Below are 21500 nucleotides of genomic sequence, written 5' to 3' on the forward strand. Positions count from 1 at the left end.
ATAAATCTATTTTCTATCTTTACCGTCCTACACAAATTAAATTATACAATGAAGAAACTAGAACTACACTGGCAGATTTTAATAGGAATGCTGGCGGGATTATTATTTGGGTTTATAGCTTTACAATTAGAATGGCAACAATTTGTTGCAGACTGGATAAAACCATTAGGAACCATTTTTGTTAAACTTTTAAAACTAATAGCAGTACCGTTAATTGTGGCTTCATTAATTAAAGGTATTTCTGATTTAAAAGATATTTCTAAATTTAAAAATATAGGAGTACGTACTATTTTAATTTATATAGGAACTACTATTTTTGCAATTACACTTGGATTGCTTTTAGTAAATATATTACAACCTGGAGACGGAATATCTCAAGAAACAGTAGATAAATTAACAAATACGTATGCAAATAGTTCTGGTGTTACAGCTAAAATTTCTGAAGCATCTAAACAAAAAAGTAGCGGACCATTACAGTTTATTGTAGATATGGTACCAGATAATGCGGTAAGTGCGATGAGCGATAATAAAGCAATGTTACAGGTAATCTTTTTTACTATCTTTTTAGGAATTTCAATGCTGCTTATAGGTGAGAAAAAAGCAAAACCTTTAAAAGATTTTTTTGATGGTTTAAATGATGCTATTTTAAAAATGGTTGATTTAATTATGCTCGTTTCTCCTTACGCAGTATTTGCTTTATTAGCGAATGTTGTAGTTACTTCAGGAGATCCAGATATATTATTAGCATTGTTAAAATATGCAGGGACAGTAGTTATAGGTTTATTATTGATGATTGTTTTTTACAGTATTTTGGTAAGTGTTTTTACAAAGAAAAATCCGTTATGGTTTTTAAAAGAATTAAGTCCAGCACAACTATTAGCATTTTCAACAAGTTCTAGTGCAGCAACTTTACCTGTAACAATGGAACGTGTTGAAGAGCACTTAGGTGTAGATAAAGAAGTATCGAGTTTTGTATTACCAGTTGGAGCTACCATTAATATGGATGGAACAAGTTTATACCAAGCTGTAGCAGCGGTTTTTGCCATGCAAGTTTTGTGGCCAGAAGGGTTAAGCTTTGGAAATCAAATATCTATTGTATTAACTGCGTTATTAGCATCCATAGGTAGTGCAGCAGTGCCAGGAGCAGGTATGGTTATGTTGGTAATTGTACTCGAATCTATTGGTTTTCCGAAGGAATTATATCCTGTTGCTTTAGCATTAATTTTTGCAGTCGATAGACCTTTAGACATGTTACGTACCACGATTAATGTAACAGGAGATGCAACAGTATCTATGATTGTAGCAAAATCTGTAGGGAAACTAGGAAAACCAAAGCCTAAAGAGTGGGATGATCACTATGATGAAGTAAAATAAAACCATTCATTATAGATGAAATTAAAAATAACCACACCTATTGTATCGGTAACTTGGTTGCATGAAAATATCAACGCTGAAAATCTTATTATTTTTGATGCAACCATACCTAAGGTAGGAATTTCTATATCGGAATCATTAGAAAAAAAACAAATAATTGGAGCTCGTTTTTTTGATATAAAAAAAGGGTTTTCTCTGCAAAATTCACAATATCCCAATACAATTTTATCTTCGAATGATTTTGAACAACGTGCGCAAAATTTGGGAGTTAATAAAGATACTTGTATTGTGGTATATGACGATCATGGTATTTATTCAGCACCTAGAGTTTGGTGGTTATTTAAAACCTTTGGTTTTACAAATATCGCAGTTTTAGATGGTGGTTTTCCAGAGTGGAATAGAAATGGTTTACCTGTAGAAAATCCTGCAAAAGAAGAATATGAAAAAGGAGATTTTATTGTAAAATACCAATCGGATAAAATTAGTTTTACCGATGATGTTTTGTTAGGAATTCAACAAGAAGTATGTATTACAGATGCTCGCTCTAGAGCTCGTTTTTTTGCAGAAGAGTTAGAGCCAAGAGAAGAAATTAGAAGTGGGCATATTCCGAATTCTTTTAATCTACCTTATACAGAATTACAAGTTGATGGAAAAATGAAAGATTCTGTAGCCTTATCTCTTATATTTTCTAGAGTTAATTTAAAACAAAATAGATTTATTTTTACTTGCGGTTCTGGGATAACAGCTTGTATTTTAGCTTTAGGATTAGAAATCTCTGGGAATTCAAATTATTCAGTTTACGATGGCTCGTGGTCAGAATGGGGGAGTAGAAAAGATTTACCAGTTAAAACAAAATAAAGTTTATCAATAAAACTAAAATTTTCTCTAGATTAGAAAAATGCTTTTAACTCATTAAATTTTTCAATAATAGCATTAGCATTTTGTAAAGTTTGATTATGAACTTCAGGATTTTTATATCCAAACACAAAAATACCTGCATCATTTGCAGCTTTAATTCCGTTGTCTGAATCTTCTATGACAATACAGTTTTCTTTTGGGAAATCTCCCAAAACAGCTGCTTTTTCAAAGATTTCTGGGTGTGGTTTAGAAGCTTTTAAATCAGCTCCACTTATTTTTGCTTTAAAGTATTTGTGTAAATCAAAACGATCAAAAACACGATTAATATTAACCATTGCCGAAGAAGAAGCCAATATAAGTGTTATTCCTTTTTGATGAAAATAATGGATGATGTCTTCTACACCTTCTACTAAATGTAAGTTAGGATCGTTCTCAAAAAAGTTAACATATCTTTTTCTTTTTTCAAGAACTAAATCTTCTGGATTTTCAGATAAATTAAATGTGTTTACTAATTTTTGAAAGGCATTTATGGTAGAAGAACCAGTTATAGTATCATAAATTTCTTCGGTTACTGTTAAACCTAAAGAGTCAAACGTTTCATAATAGGCTTTTTTGTGTATTAATTCAGAATCGATAATAACCCCATCCATATCGAAAATTACACATTTCAAATCTTTTATCATTAGTCTAAAAACTTAGCTGTTAGTTCTGGTGTTGGTATCATACATTGTTCTTTTTTACCAAACCATTTATATCTATTCTTCGCAATATAATCATAAATAGCATCACGAAAGCGAGTAGGGAATATCCAAAAAAATTGAGAGAGTCTCCAAAAACCACCTAATTCATTCATTATTTTTAACACCGCGGATGATTTTGTATAATAAGAAACATCAGATTCATATAAAATTATAGAATCTGTTAATGAGGTATTTATATTTAATTTTTGAATTATTTTTAAACCAGTTTCAGATTGTAAAGAAGCAAAAACAAAATTATTCTTTTTGTCAAATTTAATTACTTTTAAAACGGAAGAGTTACAAAGATTACAAACTCCATCAAATAAAATAATTTTTTTAGTTGTTTTTAAATCAGTCACTTATGTTTAGTATGAGAATTTTCATCAAAATTACAACAACTTTTTGTAACATAATTAATAATTAGGCGTCTAGTTAAAAGAAGGTAGTAATAGGTTTTAACAAAAAATTAAAATTTTACGCTAAAACAATAATTACTTTAGTACAAAAATTAACCAAACTGTATGATTCGTATAGAAAACTTACATAAATCTTATCCAATAGGAAAAGATTCACTTCATGTTTTAAAAGGACTTGATTTACATATTAAAGAAGGAGAGTTTGTTTCCATTATGGGATCTTCTGGTTCTGGAAAATCAACATTATTAAATATTGTTGGCTTGTTAGACGAACACGATGAGGGAAACTATTATTTAAATGGACAATTAATCTCTAATTTAAATGAGAAAAAAGCAGCAATTTTACGTAATAAATTTCTTGGTTTTGTATTTCAATCTTTTAACTTAATATCTTATAAAACAGCACTAGAAAACGTTGCTCTTCCTTTATATTACAAGGGGATGGGGCGTAAAGAACGTTTGGCAATTGCGATGGATTATTTAGAAAAAGTTGGATTAAAAGAATGGGCAAATCATTTACCCAACGAACTTTCTGGAGGTCAAAAACAACGTGTTGCTATTGCTAGGGCATTGGTATCTAAACCTAAAGTTATTTTAGCAGATGAGCCAACAGGGGCTTTAGATTCTACAACTACCGATTCGGTAATGGATTTACTTAAGGGGATTAATGAGGAAGGAATGACAGTTTTTGTAATTACGCACGAAGAAGATGTTGCAGAACAAACCGATAGAATTGTACGTTTAAAAGATGGTATTATTATAAGTGATGAGTTGACACCATCGGGAATAGCAAAAGCTAAATATTTAAAACATGTTTGATTTAGATTCTTGGAGAGAGATATTTCAAAGTATTAATAAAAACAAACTACGATCTATATTGTCTGGGTTTACGGTTGCGTTTGCTATTTTGTTATTTACTCTACTTTTTGGTATTGTAAGCGGACTAAAAAACACCTTTGCCGAAGCTTTTGTAGATGATGCTGCTAATGCTATGTTTGTTCGTGTATGGAAAACTTCTAAACCTTACAAAGGATTACAAACAGGTAGAGTAATTCAGCTTAAAAATAAAGATTACAATTATGTTGCTGATAAATATGAAGATAAAATTCAGTATTTAACAGCAAGAATTTATAAAAATGTAAACATAGCGTATAAAAAGAACCAAGATAATTATAGTTTAAGAGCCGTACATCCAGATCATCAATTTTTAGAAAAAACAATTATGGATGAAGGGAGGTATATTAACGGATTAGATCTTAAACAAGCAGCAAAAGTTATTGTAATTGGGCGTTTGGTAAAAGAAGACTTATTTGGAGAAAGACCAGCATTAGGAAAACAAGTAAATGTGAATGGTCTTTCGTATAAAATTATAGGTATTTTTTCTGATGATGGAGGAGATAATGAAGAGCGATTGTGCTATATGCCAATCACAACTGCTCAAAAAATATATGGAAATAATGATTATATAAGTCAAATAAACATTGGGTACAATCCAAAGTTGAATTTAGATCAGGCTATAACTTTTGGTAATCGTTTGGAACGAGATTTACGTCAGCAATTAGATATTCATCCTGATGATCAAAGTGCACTTTCTGTTAGAAATATGGCAGAAGCAAATAAAGGAATAGATCAATTTATGCTTGCGCTGTATTTTATTGTAGTTTTTGTCGGTTCTGGGACTTTAATTGCAGGTATTATTGGAATTAGTAACATCATGATTTTTTCAATTAAAGAAAGAACAAAAGAATTTGGAATTAGAAAAGCTTTGGGAGCAAAACCATCCTCTATTATAGGTATGGTGGTTAAAGAATCTTTATTGATTACTGCAATAGCAGGGTATTTAGGGTTGCTCATAGGAACCTATATTTTAAATCAAATTGGAGATAGCTTAGAAAAATATTTTATTAAAGATCCGAGTGTAAATATAGGAATTGTAATAGGAGCAACTATTGTGTTGATTATTGCAGGGCTTATTGCTGGATACTTACCTGCTAAAAAAGCGGCAGAAATAAAACCTATAGTGGCGTTAAGAGCTGATTAATTATGTTTAAATTTTTATTTGATTCTGATACTTGGCAAGAAATTTACGGAGGAATTCGTAAAAATATAACACGTACTATCATTACAATTATAGGAGTACTTTGGGGTATTTTTTTGTTAGTTGTTTTACTAGGTGCAGCACGTGGTATGGAAAATAATTTTAAAAATATTTTTGGAGATTTTGCAACCAATAGTGTTTTTATATGGGGGCAACGTACAGAAAAACCCTTTAAAGGATTTCAAAAAGGACGTTCTATTCAATTAACAACAAGTGATATTGATGTCTTAAAAAAAGAGTTTAAAGAAATTAAATATCTAGCACCACGTAGTCAAACAAACAATACTATTATTAAGGGGTTTAAATCGGGAGATTTTAATATTAGTGGAGATTATCCTGTACTAGATAAAGTACAGAAGAAAGATTTACTTTATGGTCGGTTTTTAAATGATAACGATATTTTAAGTAAATCAAAAGTAATAGTAATAGAAGAGAACATCTATAAGCAATTGTTTGATAAAGATGAATATCCAATAGGAGAATATGTTATTGTAAATAATATTAATTATAAAGTAATTGGTGTTTACAAAAACGGGAATATAAATTTTGACGGTGATGCAGCTTACATTCCATTTACTACTTTTCAACAGGTGTATAATCGTGGAAATAGAATTAGTTGGATGATGATTACTGGACAAGAGGGTGTAGATATAGAACAATTAGAATTGGATATGAAGCTCGTTTTAAAGAATTTACACAAAGTAGATCCAGAAGATAATAGAGCATTAGGTAGTGCTAATTTAGCTGTAGAAATAGGTAAGTTTACTGGTTTTTTAACAGGAATGCAATTTTTAACTTGGTTTGTGGGTATTGCTACCTTGATTGCAGGAGTATTTGCAATAGGTAATATTTTATTAATTACAGTTAAAGAACGTACCAAAGAAATAGGAATTCGACGTGCTATAGGTGCAACACCAATAGAAATAAGACAACAAGTTGTATTAGAAGCTGTTTTTTTAACAACAATAGCAGGTATGTTAGGAATTGTTTTTGGAGGAGCAGTATTATTTCTAATAGATAAATTTTTAGGAAGTGGACCAGATCCAACCTTATTAAACCCAACAGTAAATATTCCAATAATACTAATAGCCTTTTTTATTTTAATGGTTTTAGGAACATTAATTGGATTAATACCAGCTTTTATGGCAACTATGATTAAGCCAATAGAAGCATTAAGAGATGAATAACAATAATAATCAGACTATATAAATAAATACAATGAGTAAGAGAGCAAAAATTATATTAGGGGTTGTAGTAGCTTTGTTTGCTGCAGTTTTAATTTGGTTCGGACAAAAGAACAAGAAAAATGTTGAAAAATTTGAAACAGAAAAAGCATTTCGTACCAATATTGTTAAAAAAACAGTGGCTACTGGTAAAGTAATTCCGTTAGAAGAAGTTGAAATTAAACCTCAAATAGCTGGAATTGTAGATAAAGTAGTTGCTATAGAAGGTCAAATTGTTAAAGCAGGAGATTTAATAGCCACAATAAGAGTGGTACCTAATGTAGAATCTTTAAACGCAGCAAATGGTGACATTAAAAATGCACAATTAACATATAATAATGCTAAAATACAATTTGAGAGAAACAAAGCCTTGTTCGAAAAAGGAGTGATTTCTCGTTTAGATTTTGAAAATTCGGAATTAAATTTTAATAATTCCCAACAAAGGTTATCTAACTCACGCTCAAACCTTGACATTATTAAAAGAGGTACTACTGCTGGTTTAGGAAATGTCGCTAACACAAATATTAGAGCAACATCTTCAGGGATGATTGTTGAAATTCCTATTAAAAAAGGATATCAAGTTATTCAAAGTAATAGTTTTAATGCAGGGACTACGATTGCAACAATTGCTGATATGAGTAAAATGATTTTTGAAGGTAAAGTTGATGAGTCAGAAGTAGGAAAATTAGTTAAAGGTACCAATTTAGAAATTTCTTTAGGAGCCATAGAAGACAAGAAGTTTCCTGCTAAGTTAAATTTCATAGCTCCAAAAGGTACAGAAGAAGGGGGAGCTGTTCAATTTAAAATAAAAGCAGATGTTACTTTAGACGATAAATATTTTATTAGAGCGGGGTATTCTGCAAATGCAGATATTGTTTTAGAGAAAAAAGACAGTGTTTTAGCTATTAAAGAAGCATTATTGCGTTTTGATAAGAAAACTGAAAAACCTTATGTTGAGGTTAAAAAAGGAGAAGATGAATTTGAAAAACGTGAGTTAGAATTGGGAACTTCAGACGGAGTAAATATTGAAATTGTTTCAGGAATAACTGCAGATGATGAACTAAAAATTTGGAACAAAGCATCTAAAGAAAACGATAAAAAGTAAAACTAATACTAAGTATTAGTATTATTGTCTGATAATAAAAAAGGAACTAATATTATTAGTTCCTTTTCTATTTTAAAATAATAATAGCAGCTGTTAACTAAACATTTTTGCAACTTTTTCTGCTTTTCTATTTTCTGAGTAATCGTAAAAGCCCTCTCCAGATTTAACACCTAATTTACCAGCCATTACCATATTTACTAACAAAGGGCATGGAGCATATTTAGGGTTTTTAAATCCATCATACATTACATTTAAGATAGATAAACAAACATCCAAACCAATAAAATCAGCTAGTTGTAAAGGTCCCATTGGGTGTGCCATTCCCAATTTCATCACCGTATCAATTTCAGCAACACCAGCAACACCATTATAAAGAGTTTCAATACTTTCGTTAATCATTGGCATTAAAATTCTGTTTGCAACAAACCCAGGATAATCGTTTACTTCTACAGGAATTTTATTAATTTTTTTGGTTAAATCAACCGTAAAATCCATCACTTCATCAGTAGTATTATACCCACGAATAATTTCGACCAATTTCATAATAGGCACTGGATTCATAAAATGCATTCCAATAACTTTTTCTGGACGAGAAGTAGCAGCTGCAATTTGGGTAATAGAAATTGATGAGGTGTTTGAAGCTAAAATGGTATCTTCAGGACAAACTTCATCTAACTCTTTGAATATTTTTAATTTTAAATCAGTGTTTTCTGTAGCAGCTTCAACCACCAAGCTAGCATATTGTACTCCTTCTTTAATAGAAGTGTATGTAGTGATATTTGATAAAGTTTGATTTTTTTCAGCTTCAGAAATTTTTTCTTTAGCAACCATTCTATCTAAGTTTTTAGAAATAGTTGCTATACCTTTATCTAAGGATGCTTGAGAAATATCAATTAATTGTACATTATATCCAAATTGCGCAAACGTATGTGCAATTCCATTTCCCATTGTTCCTGCTCCAATTACGGCAATATTTTTCATTTTAAAATTAGGTTCTTAGTTTAAAAATTTTTAATAATTAAATGTGCTACACGTAATGCTTCTGTACCTTGACGTAAAGAAACAATAGGTGTTGTGTTATTTACAATTGCATCTGCAAACGATTCTAACTCGTCTAAAATAGCGTTGTTAGGCGTAATTTTAGGGTTGTCAAAATATATCTGTTTTTTTATACCTTCAGCATTTTGTAAAATCATCGCAAATTCATCATGATGTCTGGGAGCATCTTTCATTCTTACAACTTCTGATTTCTTTTCTAAAAAGTCTACAGAAATATATGCATCCTTTTGAAAAAATCGACTTTTACGCATGTTTTTCATAGATATTCTACTTGCAGTTAAATTGGCAACACATCCGTTTTCAAATTCTATACGAGCATTGGCAATATCTGGAGTATCAGAAATAACAGAAACACCACTTGCATATACATTTTTCACCTTAGATTTTACAACAGAAAGAATAATATCAATATCATGTATCATTAAATCTAAAACCACAGGAACATCAGTTCCTCTAGGATTAAATTCAGCCAAACGATGTGTCTCTATAAACATGGGTGTACCAATCATATCTTTGACAGCCATAAAAGCAGGGTTAAAACGCTCTACATGACCAACTTGACCACTAACATGATATTGGCTTGCTAAGGTTCTAATAGCTTCAGCTTCTTGAACTGTGTTGGTGATTGGTTTCTCAATAAAAATATGTTTACCTTTTTCTATAGCTTGTTTCGCGCAATCAAAATGAGATAGCGTAGGAGTTACAATATCTACTACATCAACCGCGTCTATTAGCTCATCTAACGAATTAAATAATGTATAACCGAACTCATCGGCAACTTTCTGTGCATTTTCGGTAAAAGGATCATAAAATCCTACCAACTCATATTTTTTTGATTGTTGTAACAAACGCAAATGAATTTTTCCTAAATGACCCGCGCCTAAAACCCCAGCTTTTAACATATTTTGATAAGTTATTAGTTATATGTTGATTAGAATTTTATTGAAAATCAACGCTAACAAAGATACACTTTTATCCATATTTATTACTACTTTTAGCCTCGTAAAAATGAGAGACACTACCAAACATCAAGGACTTCGAAATCAATTAGCAAACGTATTAGAGGCTAAAGGGATTACAGATGAGCAAGTTTTAAAAGCTATTCGAAAAATTCCACGACACTTGTTTATTGATAGTAGTTTTGAAGCACATGCTTATCAAGACAAAGCATTTCCTATTGCTGCTCAACAAACAATTTCTCAGCCTTATACGGTAGCTTTCCAATCGCAAGTATTAGAAATACTACCCAATGAAAAGGTGTTGGAAATTGGTACTGGTTCAGGGTACCAAACGGCTGTTTTATTAGAACTAGAAGCCGAAGTATACACGATTGAAAGACAACACGAACTGTTTAAAAAAACATCATTATTTCTACCTAAAATAGGGTACAAACCAAAGCGTTTTATATTTGGGGATGGGTATATTGGATTAAAAGAACAAGCTCCGTTTGATAAAATTATTGTTACTGCTGGGGCACCTTTTGTGCCTAAAGCTTTGTTAGCACAACTAAAAGTAGGAGGTAGGTTGTTAATTCCTGTAGGTGATGAAACTCAAATGATGACTTTATTTATTAGAAAATCAGTAAAAGAATTTGAGAAGCACGAACTAGGTGATTTTAAATTTGTGCCGATGTTGGAGAAGAAGAATTAACTTCTATATTTATAGAAATCAAAAAAAATCCGCCTAGAAAAGCGGATTTATTGAATTTGAAAAAAGAACACCAACTTATTCAATAATTGCTTCAGCAACTATGATTTCAGATTGATGATTTTGTTGAGTTTGTTTAGCTTTTTGCGATAAACCACAAGGGCTTGTGCTACCACATGAAGTAAATCCTAATAATCCAACAATACAAATTGCAATAAATACTACTCTTTTCATTTTAAATAATTTAAGGGTCAAATGTACAAATTTCTAATTAAATCACCAGAATTTATCTTCTTATCAATAACGTTAAAGCCAATCATTTTATTTTGAATACGTGTGGCTAAATTTTTGGTAACTGGTTTTCCATCATTCCATTCTGTAATAGACAACCATTCTTTAACATCTTCTGGTTTCTGTTCGTATCTAGAAGCGAGGATTTTATCTAAATCTTCAGTTTTTTTAAAATCTTTTGTACAGTTATTAATAATATCTAAAACTGTTCTCACTTCTTCTAAATTGTTTTCTAAAACTTCATTACGAACAGCCACTACAAAACAAGGCCATGGTGTAGGACAATCTCCAACTCTCCTAAAAGTTCCGTCGTCAACTAATGGCTTAGTGGTAAAATGTTCCCACATAAAATAATCTGCATCACCATTGGTAAGAGAGTTAATTCCTCCTTGGATGTCTCCAACAACCTTAAATTTTAGTTTCTCTATATCCCAACCATTATTATATGCGTTTACAATCGCCATTAGATGAGAGCCTGAACCAAAACGACTAATTGCAACAGTAGCATGTTCTAAATCCTTAATGGTTTTAAATTTTGATTTAGCACTAACATGAATTCCCCAAACTAACGGACTTTTAACAAAGGTCTGTGTTATTTTTGATGGATTTCCATTAATAATGTCTTTGATAATTCCTTCTGTTAAAACAATAGCAATATCAATATCTCCTGAACGTAATGCTTTACACATATCGCCTGTTCCTCCTGGAAAATCTTGCCAGCGAAGATTAATTCCTTTTTTGGTGTATTCTTTATTTTTTAAGGTTATGTACCACGGATAATTAAAATGCTCCGGTACACCACCAACTTTTAAATTCAGCATTTATTCAACTAATTTTTTCAAAGTGTATTGTATTAGATCATCAACAACTTTTGAGGGGTTTTTACTAAACGTTCCGTTTGCTCTATTGGCAATAATAGCATTCATAGAGCAAGCGTTATGGTCCAATAGTTTTGATAGCCCGTAAATTGCAGATGTTTCCATTTCTAGGTTTGTTACACGAATTCCGTTGTGATTAAAACTATCAATTTTGTGGTTTAAATCGGCATCTTGTAAAGGTAAACGCAAAACACGACCTTGTGGGCCGTAAAACCCACCTGCCGTGGCAGTCATTCCTTTAAAAACTTTATTAGAAGATAGTTTTTCTTCTAAGCTTTTTCCGTTAGAAATCACGATTGGATATGATTTTTTCTCAGACCAATTGGTGTGGTTAACAAAAGCTTCTTCAATATTTGGATGTGAAATTGCTTCTACTTGATAGAAATGTAACATTCCGTTTAAATCAATAGCGTGAGTACTTAGTAAAAAACTATCAATAGGAATATCAGTTTGTAAGGATCCAGAGGTACCGATACGTGTAATATTTAACGATGTATGTTTTTCTTTTACTTGACGGGTTTCTAAATCTATATTTACCAAAGCGTCTAATTCGTTTAGTACAATGTCAATATTATCAGGACCAATTCCTGTAGAAATAACTGTAATTCGTTTTCCTTTTAAAGTACCTGTAGTTGTTTTAAACTCACGTTTTTGTGTGGTAAATTCAATAGAATCAAAATATTGAGAAACTTTTTCCACTCGGTATTGATCACCAACAAAAATAATTTCTGTTGATATATGTTCAGGTCTTAAGTTAAGATGATAGACGCTTCCATCTTCATTTAAAATAAGTTCAGAATGTTGAATGTTCATTTATGATGATATTTTCAACAGCTTATCATCAGAATTGATGTATAAATAGCTGTATTTTTTTGTACCGCCAAGATACGAAAAATCAGAGCGAATTTGCCCGTAGTAATTTATTTGATTATGAAGAACTTGCCTGCCAACTTTACTTAATTTAACAGGATTAAAAGATGTAAATAGTTTTTTAAGCTCATCTAATTTATTGTAGTATTGAGTATCGCCAAAACCATATACTCCTTGATTGGTTAATAAGGAACTAACTAATTCTTCTTTATTTTTAAATTGATTTTCTTTTGAGATAGAAAGAATCTTGTTTTCAATAACATTTAATCCATTTTCAACAGAAGGGAAGCGTAATAAATGAGCTTTAATTGCTTTTTCTAAATATGTAAAATGAGACATCGGGTTGAACTTATGCACAGTTTCTAGTCTTAGAGGACTATCAGAACAATACAACTGCCAAATATAATCGGCATACTCAATATCATCTTGAGTTAATTCAACTCTATTTTTATATATTTTTGACAATTGGTCTGGTGTTAGTTCAGACAGTCCTTTTAGTTTACTATTTTTAGTTGTTTTTCCACTTTGAATTAGTGAAATTTTTCTACCAGCTCTGTAATGTTTTAACCAACTTATTACAGCTAACATATTTATTTGACAGAATAAATCATAATCAAACCATAAAATGATTTCATCTTGTTGTTTTTGCTGACATAAATTTCGATATTCTTTTAAAGTAAGATTAATAAACTTTTGTTTACTTACTTTATAGGATGTTTTTAAAAATTCAAAACGTGTTTTCCAAAAAGTTTCACTACCAACATCTGTTATTGTTTTTCCTTCGCATAACATCTCACGCCAAGTTATAATTTCACCTTCAACTTGTAGTTTTTGGAGAATTTGTGTGGTACTATCTCCGTTTGTAATGTGTAAAAATGAGGTACTCATAATTTATTTTAATTGGGGATTAAAAACAGCCCAATATTACTAAAAAAAAACGTTCGATTTTTAATCTTATTGTTAAACAATTGAATTTTAGTAAAATATTCAGTTATAGTGTTAAAAAAAAGTAATTATTAAAAATAAAAGTTGTAGAAAATGCGATTTCTACAACTTTTATTTTTTATCCTCCAACACGTTTAACATTGAAGCCTTTTTCTTTAAGTATATTCATAATTGTATCGCGATAATCTCCTTGAATTATGATTTTTTCATCTTTAAAACTACCACCTACAGAAAGTTTTGTTTTAATCTCTTTGGCTAATTTTTTAAAGTCTTCAGTTGCTCCTGTATAGCCTTCTATAATAGTTATAGGTTTTCCTTTTCGCTTTTCGTATTTACAAATTATAGGTTCGTCTTGCAGCCAAATATCTGGTTTTTCTTCAGCAATTGACTCTTGAAAAGTATGCTCTGGAAATAAGTTTTTTAATTGATCTTGTAAATCCATTAAATTTATTTTTTCAATCCTAGTTCACGTAAACGCTCATCTAAAAACTCACCAGCAGTAATATCTTCAAATTGTTTTGGGTGATCTTTATCAATACAGTTTTCTAAAACATCTAATTTCATATCTGAAACCGGGTGCATAAAGAAAGGAATTGAATAACGGGATGTTCCCCATAATTCTTTAGGAGGATTCGTAACTCTATGTATAGTAGATTTTAATTTATTGTTACTGTGACGAGATAACATGTCACCTACGTTAATCATTAATTCGTCTGGCTCTGCAACAGCGTCTATCCATTCACCTTTATGGTTTTGTACTTGTAACCCTTTACCTTGAGCTCCCATTAATAATGTGATCAAATTAATGTCTCCGTGTGCGGCAGCTCTTTCGGCTCCTTTTGGTTCTGTTTGGATAGGAGGGTAGTGGATTGGGCGTAAAATACTATTCCCATTTTTGATATAATTATCAAAATATGTTTCTTCTAAACCTAAATGTAAAGCTAACGAGCGTAATACATATTTCGCTGTTTTCTCTAACATTTGATAAGTCTGTTTTCCTACTTTGTTAAATTCAGGAAGTTCCTTAACTTCAACATTCTCAGGATATTCTTTTGCATACTTAGAATCTGCATCTACATACTGTCCGAAATGCCAAAACTCTTTTAAATCTCCTTCTTTCTTCCCTTTAGCACTTTCTTTACCAAAAGAAACATATCCTCTTTGACCTCCAATTCCTGGAATTTCATATTTCTCCTTTATAGCAACTGGTAAGTCAAAAAAGTTTTTGATTTCTTTATATAAATTATCTACTAGTTTGTCGTCTAAAAAGTGACCTTTTAAGGCAACGAAACCAATATTTTCGTAAGCGTTACCGATTTCATCGATGAATTTTTGTTTACGAATTGGATCATCAGATAAAAAATCTCTTAAATCTACGCTTGGTATTTTATTCATTGTTAATAAGTTTAATTTTTCGGACTATAAAGGTAGTAAAATCAATGAAACCTTTAATGATTATTTATTAACAAAAGGAATTAAGTATGAAATAGTGTAATTAAAACCAAATCCTGTATCACTACTGTATACACGATTGAACCCGGGGGCGTATAAGGTTTTAAAACCACTTTGATCATCGATACTAACAGCAACTTTGTAAGAACCACTAAAACCAATAAATAAATTTTTAAAAGTTTCGACCTTAATACCTAACTGAAATTCTAGCCAATGAGCCGTTAAACCAGTTTCTGTAGTAGGAGTTGTGATTGGAGTAGCAGGAAAATATGAAGGAAAATCCGGGTTGCTTACATTTGGTGTATAGCTATTTAATGTATGATCAAAAATAGCAAACCCATACCGACCTCCAACATAAATTTCATTATTCATATCTAACCAATTATTGTATGCATTATAATTAGCACCTAAACGAATATAATTTCCTTTCGATGTTGATTTAGTGTAGTCTTCAAAGGTAATTTCTTCTTCGTGACCAATTTCTGCAGCAGCATACCAGCTTTTTGAAACTCGGTAATCTCCCACAATTTCTAATCCGCTGTAACTCTTATCTACGATAATTAATCCAAGTTTACTGATATCCATACCCAGACGCAATCCATAGCCTGTTTTATAAATAATGGTATCTTTTTTTACTTCAGGGGTAGTTTCGTTTTGTGAAAAGCTGTCAACGAAAATTAAACAAAAATAAAAACTAATGATATATTTTAACATGTGTACTATCTTGATTGTTAATGGTTTTTAGTTCAGATATAGATAAACTATCAATCCATCCTGTTTTTTCAAAAGAAAGATCATTAAAAATAAAGCGATAACCACAAGAACGTGAAACATATTTCTCTTCTGTTGTATATTTTATAGTTAAAGTAGCTTCTTCATTTGTATCCTTTGTTCCATCTTCCTCATTTTTTTTAAAAGCATAAATCGTTTCTTCCGTTTGTGAATTTAAAGGAAGAGCAATGTTACTGGTCGTTAGGTTAACAAATAAACTGTCTTCACCTTTACTTGCTGCCACGGCAGAAAATCTTTCAACGGCTTTAGTTTTATTTATAGAATCTTTATTGTAAAATTCTATTACTAAACTAGGAGTAACAGGATTTTGAACACAAAAATCATCTTTTTCACAAGATGTTGACACAATAAAAATTACTAAAAAAACAATAAATAAACTTTTTTTCATAAAATTATTTTTCAAACAATACCACGGTTTCAATATGTGCAGTATGCGGAAATTGGTCTACTAAACTAATCTTTTTTAGTTGATAACCAGCTTCCATTAACTGTTCTGTATCACGTGCTTGAGTTGCTGGGTTACAAGATACATAAACCATGCGTTCTGCATTTAAGTTTATGATTTTTTTAAGTGTTTTTGGTGCAATTCCAGCACGAGCAGGATCTAAAATAATGGTTCTTATTTTATTTTTATACTGAGGATGTTCAGTCAAGAATTTACCAACATCTGCAGCAAAGAACTCCAAGCCTTCGATGTTATTCCGTTTTGCATTTTTCTTAGCATCTTCGATAGCAGATTTTACAATATCTACCCCAACGATTTTAGCATTTTCACTTTTAGAAGCTACAATTTGACCAATAGTACCTGTGCCACAGAATAAATCCATTACCACAGTGTTGTCTACAGCTTCTTTGTTTTCTAAAACATACTCAACAACTTTAGAATATAGTTTTTCAGCACATTTCGGGTTGGTTTGAAAAAAGCTTTTCATACTAATTTCAAAATTTAAATCTAAAAGTTCTTCAACAATTTTATCTTTCCCGTAGATAAGATTTATACTTCCTGATGTAGCAATGGTTCTATCGCCAGTTTCATCATTTATAGTATGTAAAAAGCCAGCAACTCTATCTCCGAATAATTCTACTAAAAAATTAGCGAATTTATTCAAATCAAATTTTGGTAAATCAGGAGATGTTGTTACTAAATTAAATAATAATTCGTTAGTTTTAAAAGATTTACGAACCACAAAATACCTAAAAAAACCTTCTCTTTTAGGTCCATGCCAAGGTGCTAAGCCTGTAGCTTCACAATACTCTCTAATTTTAATTAAATTATCTTCGAATTGTTTATCAAATAAACCAGAGTCTTTATCTAAATTTTCTCCACACCACCAAGTTCCACGTTTTTTAAATCCAAGTGTAAATTCATCGACATCGGTTTTTTGTTCTCGGTTATAACCAATAGCAGAAAAACCATACTCCATTTTATTTCGATAATGAAAATCGTTAGGTGAACTTACAAATTCATCAAACAAATCTTCAATATTTTCTACTTTCCCAATACGTTTAAATAACTGGAGTGTACTTTCATATTTATAAGTGTGTTGTTTTTTAACAGGTAGTTTTATGTATGGAGCACCAGGAATTTCTTGAAATGGAACGTCTTTTTCATCTTCAGAAGGTTCTAAAACTTCAAATAGTTTACATTCAGCGTATTTTTTGCTTGTCTTCTTCACTTGTGCTTTTACCAATTGCCCAGGTAAAGTATTAGGCACAAAAACAACAAATTCACCGTGTTCATTACGAATACGAGCAATTCCTTTTCCGCCAAAGGCGTAATCTTCTATTTTGAGTTCTAAAATTTGTCCTCTTTTCACAAAATTGTTACGTTCTCTTCGTGGCATTTATCAATATTTAATGGTTTGCAAAATTAGGAAAAGATATTGTTTGATAATAAAAAAAGACCACTCATTTGAGTGGTCTTTTTTTAGTTATTAAATTAAATAAAGATTTAGGTTATTGACCTGCTTCTTTTTTAGCGTTTTCAATCATTTGTTCATTTGCAACAATAGCAAATTCAACACGTCTGTTTTTACTTCTTCCTTCTGCAGTATCATTAGAAGCTATTGGGTTGTTTACACCAAAACCTTCGGTTTTAAACCTATCTGCATTTAAACCTTTGCTTACTAAATAATTTTTTACTGAATTAGCTCTTTTTTCAGAAAGAACTTGATTGTATTCTACTTTTCCTGTGCTATCTGTATATCCATAAATAACAATATCTGTATTTTCATAATTTTTAAACACAGAAACTAATTTATCTAAATTAGCTTGGGCAGTAGATGTTAAAGTTGATTTGTTAGTGTCAAATCTAACAGCATTTTCACCTAATGTTAACGCAATTCCTTCTCCAACTCTTTCAACTTCTGCTCCTGGAACAGCTTCTTTTATTTCACGGGCTTGTTTGTCCATTTTATTACCAATAACACCACCCGTTACACCACCAATAACACCACCTAGCACAGCACCTAATTTAGAATTTTTTCCGTTTCCTACGTTATTTCCAATAACAGCTCCTAAAACAGCTCCGGCAGCAGTTCCAATAGCCGCTCCTTTTTGGGTGTTGTTTGCATTTTGAATTGATTTACACGATGTAAGTATGCTTCCTGATAAAAGAAAGATTGATAAACTATAAATTATTATTTTTTTCATTGTATTTTTTTTAAATAATTATTTTCTTTGAAATGTATATGTGATATTTTTTATTTGACCGGCAACGTTAATTTTATCAATTAAATCAAAACTAGTTTCGGTAACGTTGTCTAATTTTAAAATGTAACCACTATTTACATTTTTTGCCTTATGATTGTTAATTATCTTTAAAACAAAATTTCCGTCTTTGTTAACATACCAAGTAATTGGAGAGCTAAAGCTTTTACAATTCGTGTTGGGATTATTTAAGCTCATTTCCCCTTTGTTGTTGTTAGAAATAAAACTCCAATTACTACCAATAAAACAATTTGAATCTTCTAAATTAAAAGAGTTTACCTTTAAGTAATCAGAACCAGGAAAGTTTATTGACGTAATAGTCCAATTTCCTTTAAGCATTACCTCCTTTTTATTGTCTAATTTAGTATTAACAACTGAGGTTGATTTACAACTGAATAGAACAATAGCAAATAAAATAAGTATTAAATTTTTTCTCATAATTTTGATTTTTTTAGGTACAAATATAGTTTAATTTAAAGAGATTATACAACCTCAAGTAATTTACATTACTATGATTTTCTTGTTTTTTTATTCTATTTTACAAAGCTATGATGATATTTTATGAGAGCTTTGCTCATATCATTTTAGTCTTTCCTCATTTGCAAATTACTTGTCTTTTTAGGTTTTTATTTTGAGCTCTAAGTTTAGCTTTCTTTAATTCTTATGTTCTCTTATGGTGTTTATTAAAATTTATAAAATATAAAGTTATAAAGACTCTAAACACAAAAAGCACCTATATTAAGGTGCTTTTTGTGTTGTAGAAATAAAAATTTATTTTATACTTAACATGTATAATTCTATAGATTTTAATTCTTCTTCTTTCATTTCTTTTACAAAACCATCTAAATTAGCCTTCATAACAGCTATTTGTCCAGGGTCGATATCAACTATAGGGTTAGATTTACTTTGTAAAAATAAAAGAATACTTGCATTTTCTTTGTTGTAAGTTTCTGTAATCTCTTTAATTGAGGGGCCAATTACTTTTTTATCAGTTTGATGACACGTTGTACATGTTTTTTCGGTGAAAAGAGCTTTGCCTTTTGCAATGGTACTTACATTTTTCAAAGGTTTTTCCTGAGTTTTTGATTCCGTTTTTATTTCTTTTGGTTTACCATAACTAACTTCTTTTTTATTGTTTCCACAACTAAAAAGACTAATAACTGTAACAAATGCTGTTGAATAAAAAAAGTATTTCATAATTAAATTGTTTGTTAACAAAGCTAAAATGATACTTTTTTAAGAAGAATAACATTTATCATGTATTGCTGATATATTTTTTGTTATAAATAACTGTTGTTTTTACTAAAAAGTCTAATTTTTTAGATAATTAAAATTCTTACCTTTGTAGGAACTTCGGATGATTTCTCTCCGGTTCTAAAAGAAGGAATTCCAATTTTTAATTTAAAAACTAATAAAATGGCTGTTTTAGAACAATTAACTTCACAGCAAGCAATCGACTTAGAAAACAAATACGGTGCACACAATTATCATCCATTACCAGTGGTATTGAGTAGAGGAGAAGGTGTGTATGTATGGGATGTAGAAGGAAAGAAATATTATGATTTTTTATCGGCGTATTCTGCAGTAAATCAAGGACATTGTCATCCTAAAATTGTAGGTGCTATGGTAAACCAAGCAAAAACATTAACCTTAACATCTCGTGCTTTTTACAATGATATTTTAGGGCAGTATGAAAAATTTGCTACCGAATATTTTGGGTTTGAGAAATTATTACCAATGAATACAGGCGCAGAAGCTGTAGAAACTGCTTTGAAAATCTGTAGAAAATGGGCTTATGAAGTGAAAGGAATAGAAGAAAATAAAGCACAAATAATTGTTTGCGAAAATAACTTTCATGGAAGAACTACTACAATTATTTCATTTTCTAACGATCCTGTAGCTCGTGAACACTTTGGTCCTTTTACAAAAGGTTTTATCAAAATTGAATATGACAATTTACAAGCATTACAAGAAGCCTTAGAAAGTAATAATAATATCGCAGGATTTTTAGTAGAGCCTATTCAAGGTGAAGCAGGAGTTTATGTTCCTTCGGAAGGATATTTAGCTGCCGCTAAAAAAATGTGTGAAGAAAATAATGTTTTGTTTATTGCTGATGAAGTGCAAACAGGAATTGCACGTACAGGTGAATTATTAGCAGTAGATCACGAAAATGTAAAACCAGATATTTTAATTCTAGGAAAAGCTTTAAGTGGTGGAGCATATCCTGTTTCAGCTGTCTTGGCAGATGATTCGGTTATGAATGTGATTCACCCAGGAAATCATGGTTCTACTTTTGGAGGGAATCCTGTAGCTGCTGCTGTGGCAATCGCTGCGTTAGAAGTGGTAAAAGAAGAAGAATTAGCTAAGAATGCAGATAGATTAGGAAAAATCTTCCGAAAAGAATTAAGTGTGTTTGCCGAAACTAATAATTTGGTAAATTTAGTTCGTGGTAAAGGATTGTTGAATGCTATTGTAATTAACGATACAGAAGATAGTGAAACGGCTTGGAACATTTGTATGAAGCTACGTGATAACGGATTGTTAGCAAAACCAACTCATGGTAATATTATTCGTTTTGCACCACCTTTAGTAATGAATGAGGAGCAACTATATGATTGTATTTCTATTATTAAAAAGACAATTACAGAGTATAAGAAATAAAATTTTCAGAAATTTATATAAATAAAAAGGGGCGATTAAAATCGCCCCTTTTTTATTATTCGTATTGTTCCATTATTTGTCTTGATTGTTCCATTAAATTGTCCCAACCAATTGTATAAATTTGATAAGCAGTATAAGTAATGTATAGAATGTTGATAATTAATATTACTAAGGCAATAATTTTACCAGTATAAATACTGTCTTGATTTGTATAAGCATCTGGGTTTGCATAATACTTTTTTAATTCTGTGTTGGCAATAAAAAAGGCAATTCCTGCAGGTATAGCTCCAAAGCCAACACAACAGCAAAGAGGAAGACCTAAAATTGCTAAAACATAAATTAAAGTAGAATATTGTAATTTTTGTGACTCCATAAATAAAGG

Annotated in this window: 25 protein-coding genes; 8 read left to right on the top strand and 17 right to left on the bottom strand. The window is 30.7% G+C overall.

All coding sequences use genetic code 11. The features are described from left to right. Window positions 1–48: 48 nt before the first annotated feature. Window positions 49–1374 (top strand): dicarboxylate/amino acid:cation symporter, encoded by a 1326-nt coding sequence (locus tag C7447_RS05640; protein ID WP_148869548.1) that lies wholly within the window; start codon window positions 49–51, stop codon window positions 1372–1374. A gap of 15 nt (window positions 1375–1389) precedes the next feature. After that, entirely contained in the window at window positions 1390–2232 is an 843-nt protein-coding gene (locus C7447_RS05645; RefSeq protein WP_148869549.1) for a sulfurtransferase, read from the top strand. Window positions 2233–2264: 32 nt separating this feature from the next. Here the strand turns inward: C7447_RS05645 and C7447_RS05650 are convergent, their stop codons facing one another. After that, window positions 2265–2915: an HAD family hydrolase gene (locus C7447_RS05650; protein WP_148869550.1), complete on the bottom strand. Its 651-nt coding sequence runs from the start codon at window positions 2913–2915 to the stop codon at window positions 2265–2267. Beyond that, window positions 2915–3331, bottom strand: a complete 417-nt coding sequence (locus C7447_RS05655; protein ID WP_148869551.1) for a thiol-disulfide oxidoreductase DCC family protein — start codon at window positions 3329–3331, stop codon at window positions 2915–2917. The genes C7447_RS05650 and C7447_RS05655 overlap by 1 nt, the downstream gene beginning before the upstream one ends. A gap of 162 nt (window positions 3332–3493) precedes the next feature. On the opposite strand from C7447_RS05655, the gene C7447_RS05660 reads away from it, so the two are divergent. From C7447_RS05660 to C7447_RS05675, 4 genes are read left to right on the top strand one after another with little or no spacing between them, the layout of a single operon-like run. Beyond that, complete coding sequence (locus C7447_RS05660) at window positions 3494–4207, top strand: ABC transporter ATP-binding protein (RefSeq protein WP_148869552.1); 714 nt, start codon at window positions 3494–3496, stop codon at window positions 4205–4207. Beyond that, a complete protein-coding gene (locus C7447_RS05665; protein WP_148869553.1) occupies window positions 4200–5429 on the top strand; it encodes an ABC transporter permease in 1230 nt (409 codons plus the stop codon). The genes C7447_RS05660 and C7447_RS05665 overlap by 8 nt, the downstream gene beginning before the upstream one ends. 2 nt (window positions 5430–5431) lie before the next feature. Then, window positions 5432–6673, top strand: coding sequence for an ABC transporter permease (locus C7447_RS05670; RefSeq protein ID WP_148869554.1), 1242 nt, complete (start codon window positions 5432–5434; stop codon window positions 6671–6673). Window positions 6674–6704: 31 nt separating this feature from the next. Next, a complete protein-coding gene (locus tag C7447_RS05675) occupies window positions 6705–7814 on the top strand; it encodes an efflux RND transporter periplasmic adaptor subunit (protein ID WP_148869555.1) in 1110 nt (369 codons plus the stop codon). Window positions 7815–7907: 93 nt separating this feature from the next. Here the strand turns inward: C7447_RS05675 and C7447_RS05680 are convergent, their stop codons facing one another. Beyond that, the gene (locus C7447_RS05680; RefSeq protein ID WP_148869556.1) at window positions 7908–8795 is read right to left on the bottom strand and encodes a 3-hydroxyacyl-CoA dehydrogenase family protein; all 888 of its coding nucleotides are present in this window, start codon (window positions 8793–8795) and stop codon (window positions 7908–7910) included. 20 nt (window positions 8796–8815) lie between these two features. After that, window positions 8816–9775: a Gfo/Idh/MocA family protein gene (locus C7447_RS05685; protein ID WP_148869557.1), complete on the bottom strand. Its 960-nt coding sequence runs from the start codon at window positions 9773–9775 to the stop codon at window positions 8816–8818. Window positions 9776–9881: 106 nt separating this feature from the next. On the opposite strand from C7447_RS05685, the gene C7447_RS05690 reads away from it, so the two are divergent. Then, entirely contained in the window at window positions 9882–10523 is a 642-nt protein-coding gene (locus C7447_RS05690) for a protein-L-isoaspartate(D-aspartate) O-methyltransferase (RefSeq protein WP_148869558.1), read from the top strand. 75 nt (window positions 10524–10598) lie between these two features. Here the strand turns inward: C7447_RS05690 and C7447_RS14765 are convergent, their stop codons facing one another. The 12 genes from C7447_RS14765 to C7447_RS05745 form a co-directional block, all read right to left on the bottom strand. Beyond that, the gene (locus C7447_RS14765) at window positions 10599–10754 is read right to left on the bottom strand and encodes a hypothetical protein (protein ID WP_170245931.1); all 156 of its coding nucleotides are present in this window, start codon (window positions 10752–10754) and stop codon (window positions 10599–10601) included. Between the two features lie 17 nt (window positions 10755–10771). Next, window positions 10772–11632, bottom strand: coding sequence for a substrate-binding domain-containing protein (locus tag C7447_RS05695; protein ID WP_148869559.1), 861 nt, complete (start codon window positions 11630–11632; stop codon window positions 10772–10774). Then, the gene (locus C7447_RS05700; RefSeq protein ID WP_148869560.1) at window positions 11633–12502 is read right to left on the bottom strand and encodes a nucleoside phosphorylase; all 870 of its coding nucleotides are present in this window, start codon (window positions 12500–12502) and stop codon (window positions 11633–11635) included. It abuts the gene before it with no gap. Beyond that, a complete protein-coding gene (locus C7447_RS05705) occupies window positions 12503–13447 on the bottom strand; it encodes a DUF1835 domain-containing protein (RefSeq protein WP_148869561.1) in 945 nt (314 codons plus the stop codon). 175 nt (window positions 13448–13622) lie between these two features. Next, on the bottom strand, window positions 13623–13946 hold the full coding sequence (locus C7447_RS05710; protein WP_148869562.1) for a translation initiation factor: 324 nt from the start codon (window positions 13944–13946) through the stop codon (window positions 13623–13625). A 5-nt stretch (window positions 13947–13951) separates the two neighbouring features. Then, window positions 13952–14899, bottom strand: a complete 948-nt coding sequence (locus C7447_RS05715; protein ID WP_148869563.1) for an isopenicillin N synthase family dioxygenase — start codon at window positions 14897–14899, stop codon at window positions 13952–13954. Window positions 14900–14959: 60 nt separating this feature from the next. After that, a complete protein-coding gene (locus C7447_RS05720; RefSeq protein WP_148869564.1) occupies window positions 14960–15670 on the bottom strand; it encodes a DUF6048 family protein in 711 nt (236 codons plus the stop codon). Next, complete coding sequence (locus tag C7447_RS05725; protein WP_148869565.1) at window positions 15651–16136, bottom strand: DUF6452 family protein; 486 nt, start codon at window positions 16134–16136, stop codon at window positions 15651–15653. Before C7447_RS05725 ends, C7447_RS05720 begins: the two co-directional genes overlap by 20 nt. A 4-nt stretch (window positions 16137–16140) precedes the next feature. Then, the gene (gene rlmD, locus C7447_RS05730; RefSeq protein ID WP_148869566.1) at window positions 16141–17592 is read right to left on the bottom strand and encodes a 23S rRNA (uracil(1939)-C(5))-methyltransferase RlmD; all 1452 of its coding nucleotides are present in this window, start codon (window positions 17590–17592) and stop codon (window positions 16141–16143) included. A 112-nt stretch (window positions 17593–17704) separates the two neighbouring features. Further along, window positions 17705–18400 (bottom strand): OmpA family protein, encoded by a 696-nt coding sequence (locus C7447_RS05735; protein WP_148869567.1) that lies wholly within the window; start codon window positions 18398–18400, stop codon window positions 17705–17707. Between the two features lie 18 nt (window positions 18401–18418). Further along, window positions 18419–18895: a lipocalin family protein gene (locus C7447_RS05740; protein WP_148869568.1), complete on the bottom strand. Its 477-nt coding sequence runs from the start codon at window positions 18893–18895 to the stop codon at window positions 18419–18421. A gap of 333 nt (window positions 18896–19228) precedes the next feature. Next, window positions 19229–19654, bottom strand: coding sequence for a c-type cytochrome (locus C7447_RS05745; RefSeq protein WP_148869569.1), 426 nt, complete (start codon window positions 19652–19654; stop codon window positions 19229–19231). Between the two features lie 219 nt (window positions 19655–19873). Between C7447_RS05745 and rocD the strand changes: the two genes are divergently transcribed. Beyond that, entirely contained in the window at window positions 19874–21118 is a 1245-nt protein-coding gene (gene rocD, locus C7447_RS05750) for an ornithine--oxo-acid transaminase (RefSeq protein ID WP_148869570.1), read from the top strand. A gap of 55 nt (window positions 21119–21173) precedes the next feature. Here the strand turns inward: rocD and C7447_RS05755 are convergent, their stop codons facing one another. After that, the gene (locus C7447_RS05755) at window positions 21174–21491 is read right to left on the bottom strand and encodes a CCC motif membrane protein (protein WP_148869571.1); all 318 of its coding nucleotides are present in this window, start codon (window positions 21489–21491) and stop codon (window positions 21174–21176) included. Window positions 21492–21500 lie beyond the last annotated feature (9 nt).

This window comes from Tenacibaculum adriaticum (assembly GCF_008124875.1).
GTDB lineage: Bacteria > Bacteroidota > Bacteroidia > Flavobacteriales > Flavobacteriaceae > Polaribacter > Polaribacter adriaticus.

Excerpts from the sequence above, each read along its gene's own strand:
- C7447_RS05720 (WP_148869564.1), bottom strand. The coding sequence starts at position 15,670 with ATGTTAAAATATATCATTAGTTTTTATTTTTGTTTAATTTTCGTTGAC.
- C7447_RS05755 (WP_148869571.1), bottom strand. The coding sequence starts at position 21,491 with ATGGAGTCACAAAAATTACAATATTCTACTTTAATTTATGTTTTAGCA.
- C7447_RS05690 (WP_148869558.1), top strand. The coding sequence starts at position 9,882 with ATGAGAGACACTACCAAACATCAAGGACTTCGAAATCAATTAGCAAAC.
- C7447_RS05685 (WP_148869557.1), bottom strand. The coding sequence starts at position 9,775 with ATGTTAAAAGCTGGGGTTTTAGGCGCGGGTCATTTAGGAAAAATTCAT.
- C7447_RS05745 (WP_148869569.1), bottom strand. The coding sequence starts at position 19,654 with ATGAAATACTTTTTTTATTCAACAGCATTTGTTACAGTTATTAGTCTT.
- C7447_RS05695 (WP_148869559.1), bottom strand. The coding sequence starts at position 11,632 with ATGCTGAATTTAAAAGTTGGTGGTGTACCGGAGCATTTTAATTATCCG.
- C7447_RS05670 (WP_148869554.1), top strand. The coding sequence starts at position 5,432 with ATGTTTAAATTTTTATTTGATTCTGATACTTGGCAAGAAATTTACGGA.
- C7447_RS05665 (WP_148869553.1), top strand. The coding sequence starts at position 4,200 with ATGTTTGATTTAGATTCTTGGAGAGAGATATTTCAAAGTATTAATAAA.
- C7447_RS05715 (WP_148869563.1), bottom strand. The coding sequence starts at position 14,899 with ATGAATAAAATACCAAGCGTAGATTTAAGAGATTTTTTATCTGATGAT.
- C7447_RS05725 (WP_148869565.1), bottom strand. The coding sequence starts at position 16,136 with ATGAAAAAAAGTTTATTTATTGTTTTTTTAGTAATTTTTATTGTGTCA.
- C7447_RS05650 (WP_148869550.1), bottom strand. The coding sequence starts at position 2,915 with ATGATAAAAGATTTGAAATGTGTAATTTTCGATATGGATGGGGTTATT.
- C7447_RS05675 (WP_148869555.1), top strand. The coding sequence starts at position 6,705 with ATGAGTAAGAGAGCAAAAATTATATTAGGGGTTGTAGTAGCTTTGTTT.
- C7447_RS05645 (WP_148869549.1), top strand. The coding sequence starts at position 1,390 with ATGAAATTAAAAATAACCACACCTATTGTATCGGTAACTTGGTTGCAT.
- C7447_RS05660 (WP_148869552.1), top strand. The coding sequence starts at position 3,494 with ATGATTCGTATAGAAAACTTACATAAATCTTATCCAATAGGAAAAGAT.
- C7447_RS05710 (WP_148869562.1), bottom strand. The coding sequence starts at position 13,946 with ATGGATTTACAAGATCAATTAAAAAACTTATTTCCAGAGCATACTTTT.
- rlmD (WP_148869566.1), bottom strand. The coding sequence starts at position 17,592 with ATGCCACGAAGAGAACGTAACAATTTTGTGAAAAGAGGACAAATTTTA.
- C7447_RS05680 (WP_148869556.1), bottom strand. The coding sequence starts at position 8,795 with ATGAAAAATATTGCCGTAATTGGAGCAGGAACAATGGGAAATGGAATT.
- C7447_RS05735 (WP_148869567.1), bottom strand. The coding sequence starts at position 18,400 with ATGAAAAAAATAATAATTTATAGTTTATCAATCTTTCTTTTATCAGGA.
- C7447_RS14765 (WP_170245931.1), bottom strand. The coding sequence starts at position 10,754 with ATGAAAAGAGTAGTATTTATTGCAATTTGTATTGTTGGATTATTAGGA.
- rocD (WP_148869570.1), top strand. The coding sequence starts at position 19,874 with ATGGCTGTTTTAGAACAATTAACTTCACAGCAAGCAATCGACTTAGAA.
- C7447_RS05740 (WP_148869568.1), bottom strand. The coding sequence starts at position 18,895 with ATGAGAAAAAATTTAATACTTATTTTATTTGCTATTGTTCTATTCAGT.
- C7447_RS05700 (WP_148869560.1), bottom strand. The coding sequence starts at position 12,502 with ATGAACATTCAACATTCTGAACTTATTTTAAATGAAGATGGAAGCGTC.
- C7447_RS05705 (WP_148869561.1), bottom strand. The coding sequence starts at position 13,447 with ATGAGTACCTCATTTTTACACATTACAAACGGAGATAGTACCACACAA.
- C7447_RS05640 (WP_148869548.1), top strand. The coding sequence starts at position 49 with ATGAAGAAACTAGAACTACACTGGCAGATTTTAATAGGAATGCTGGCG.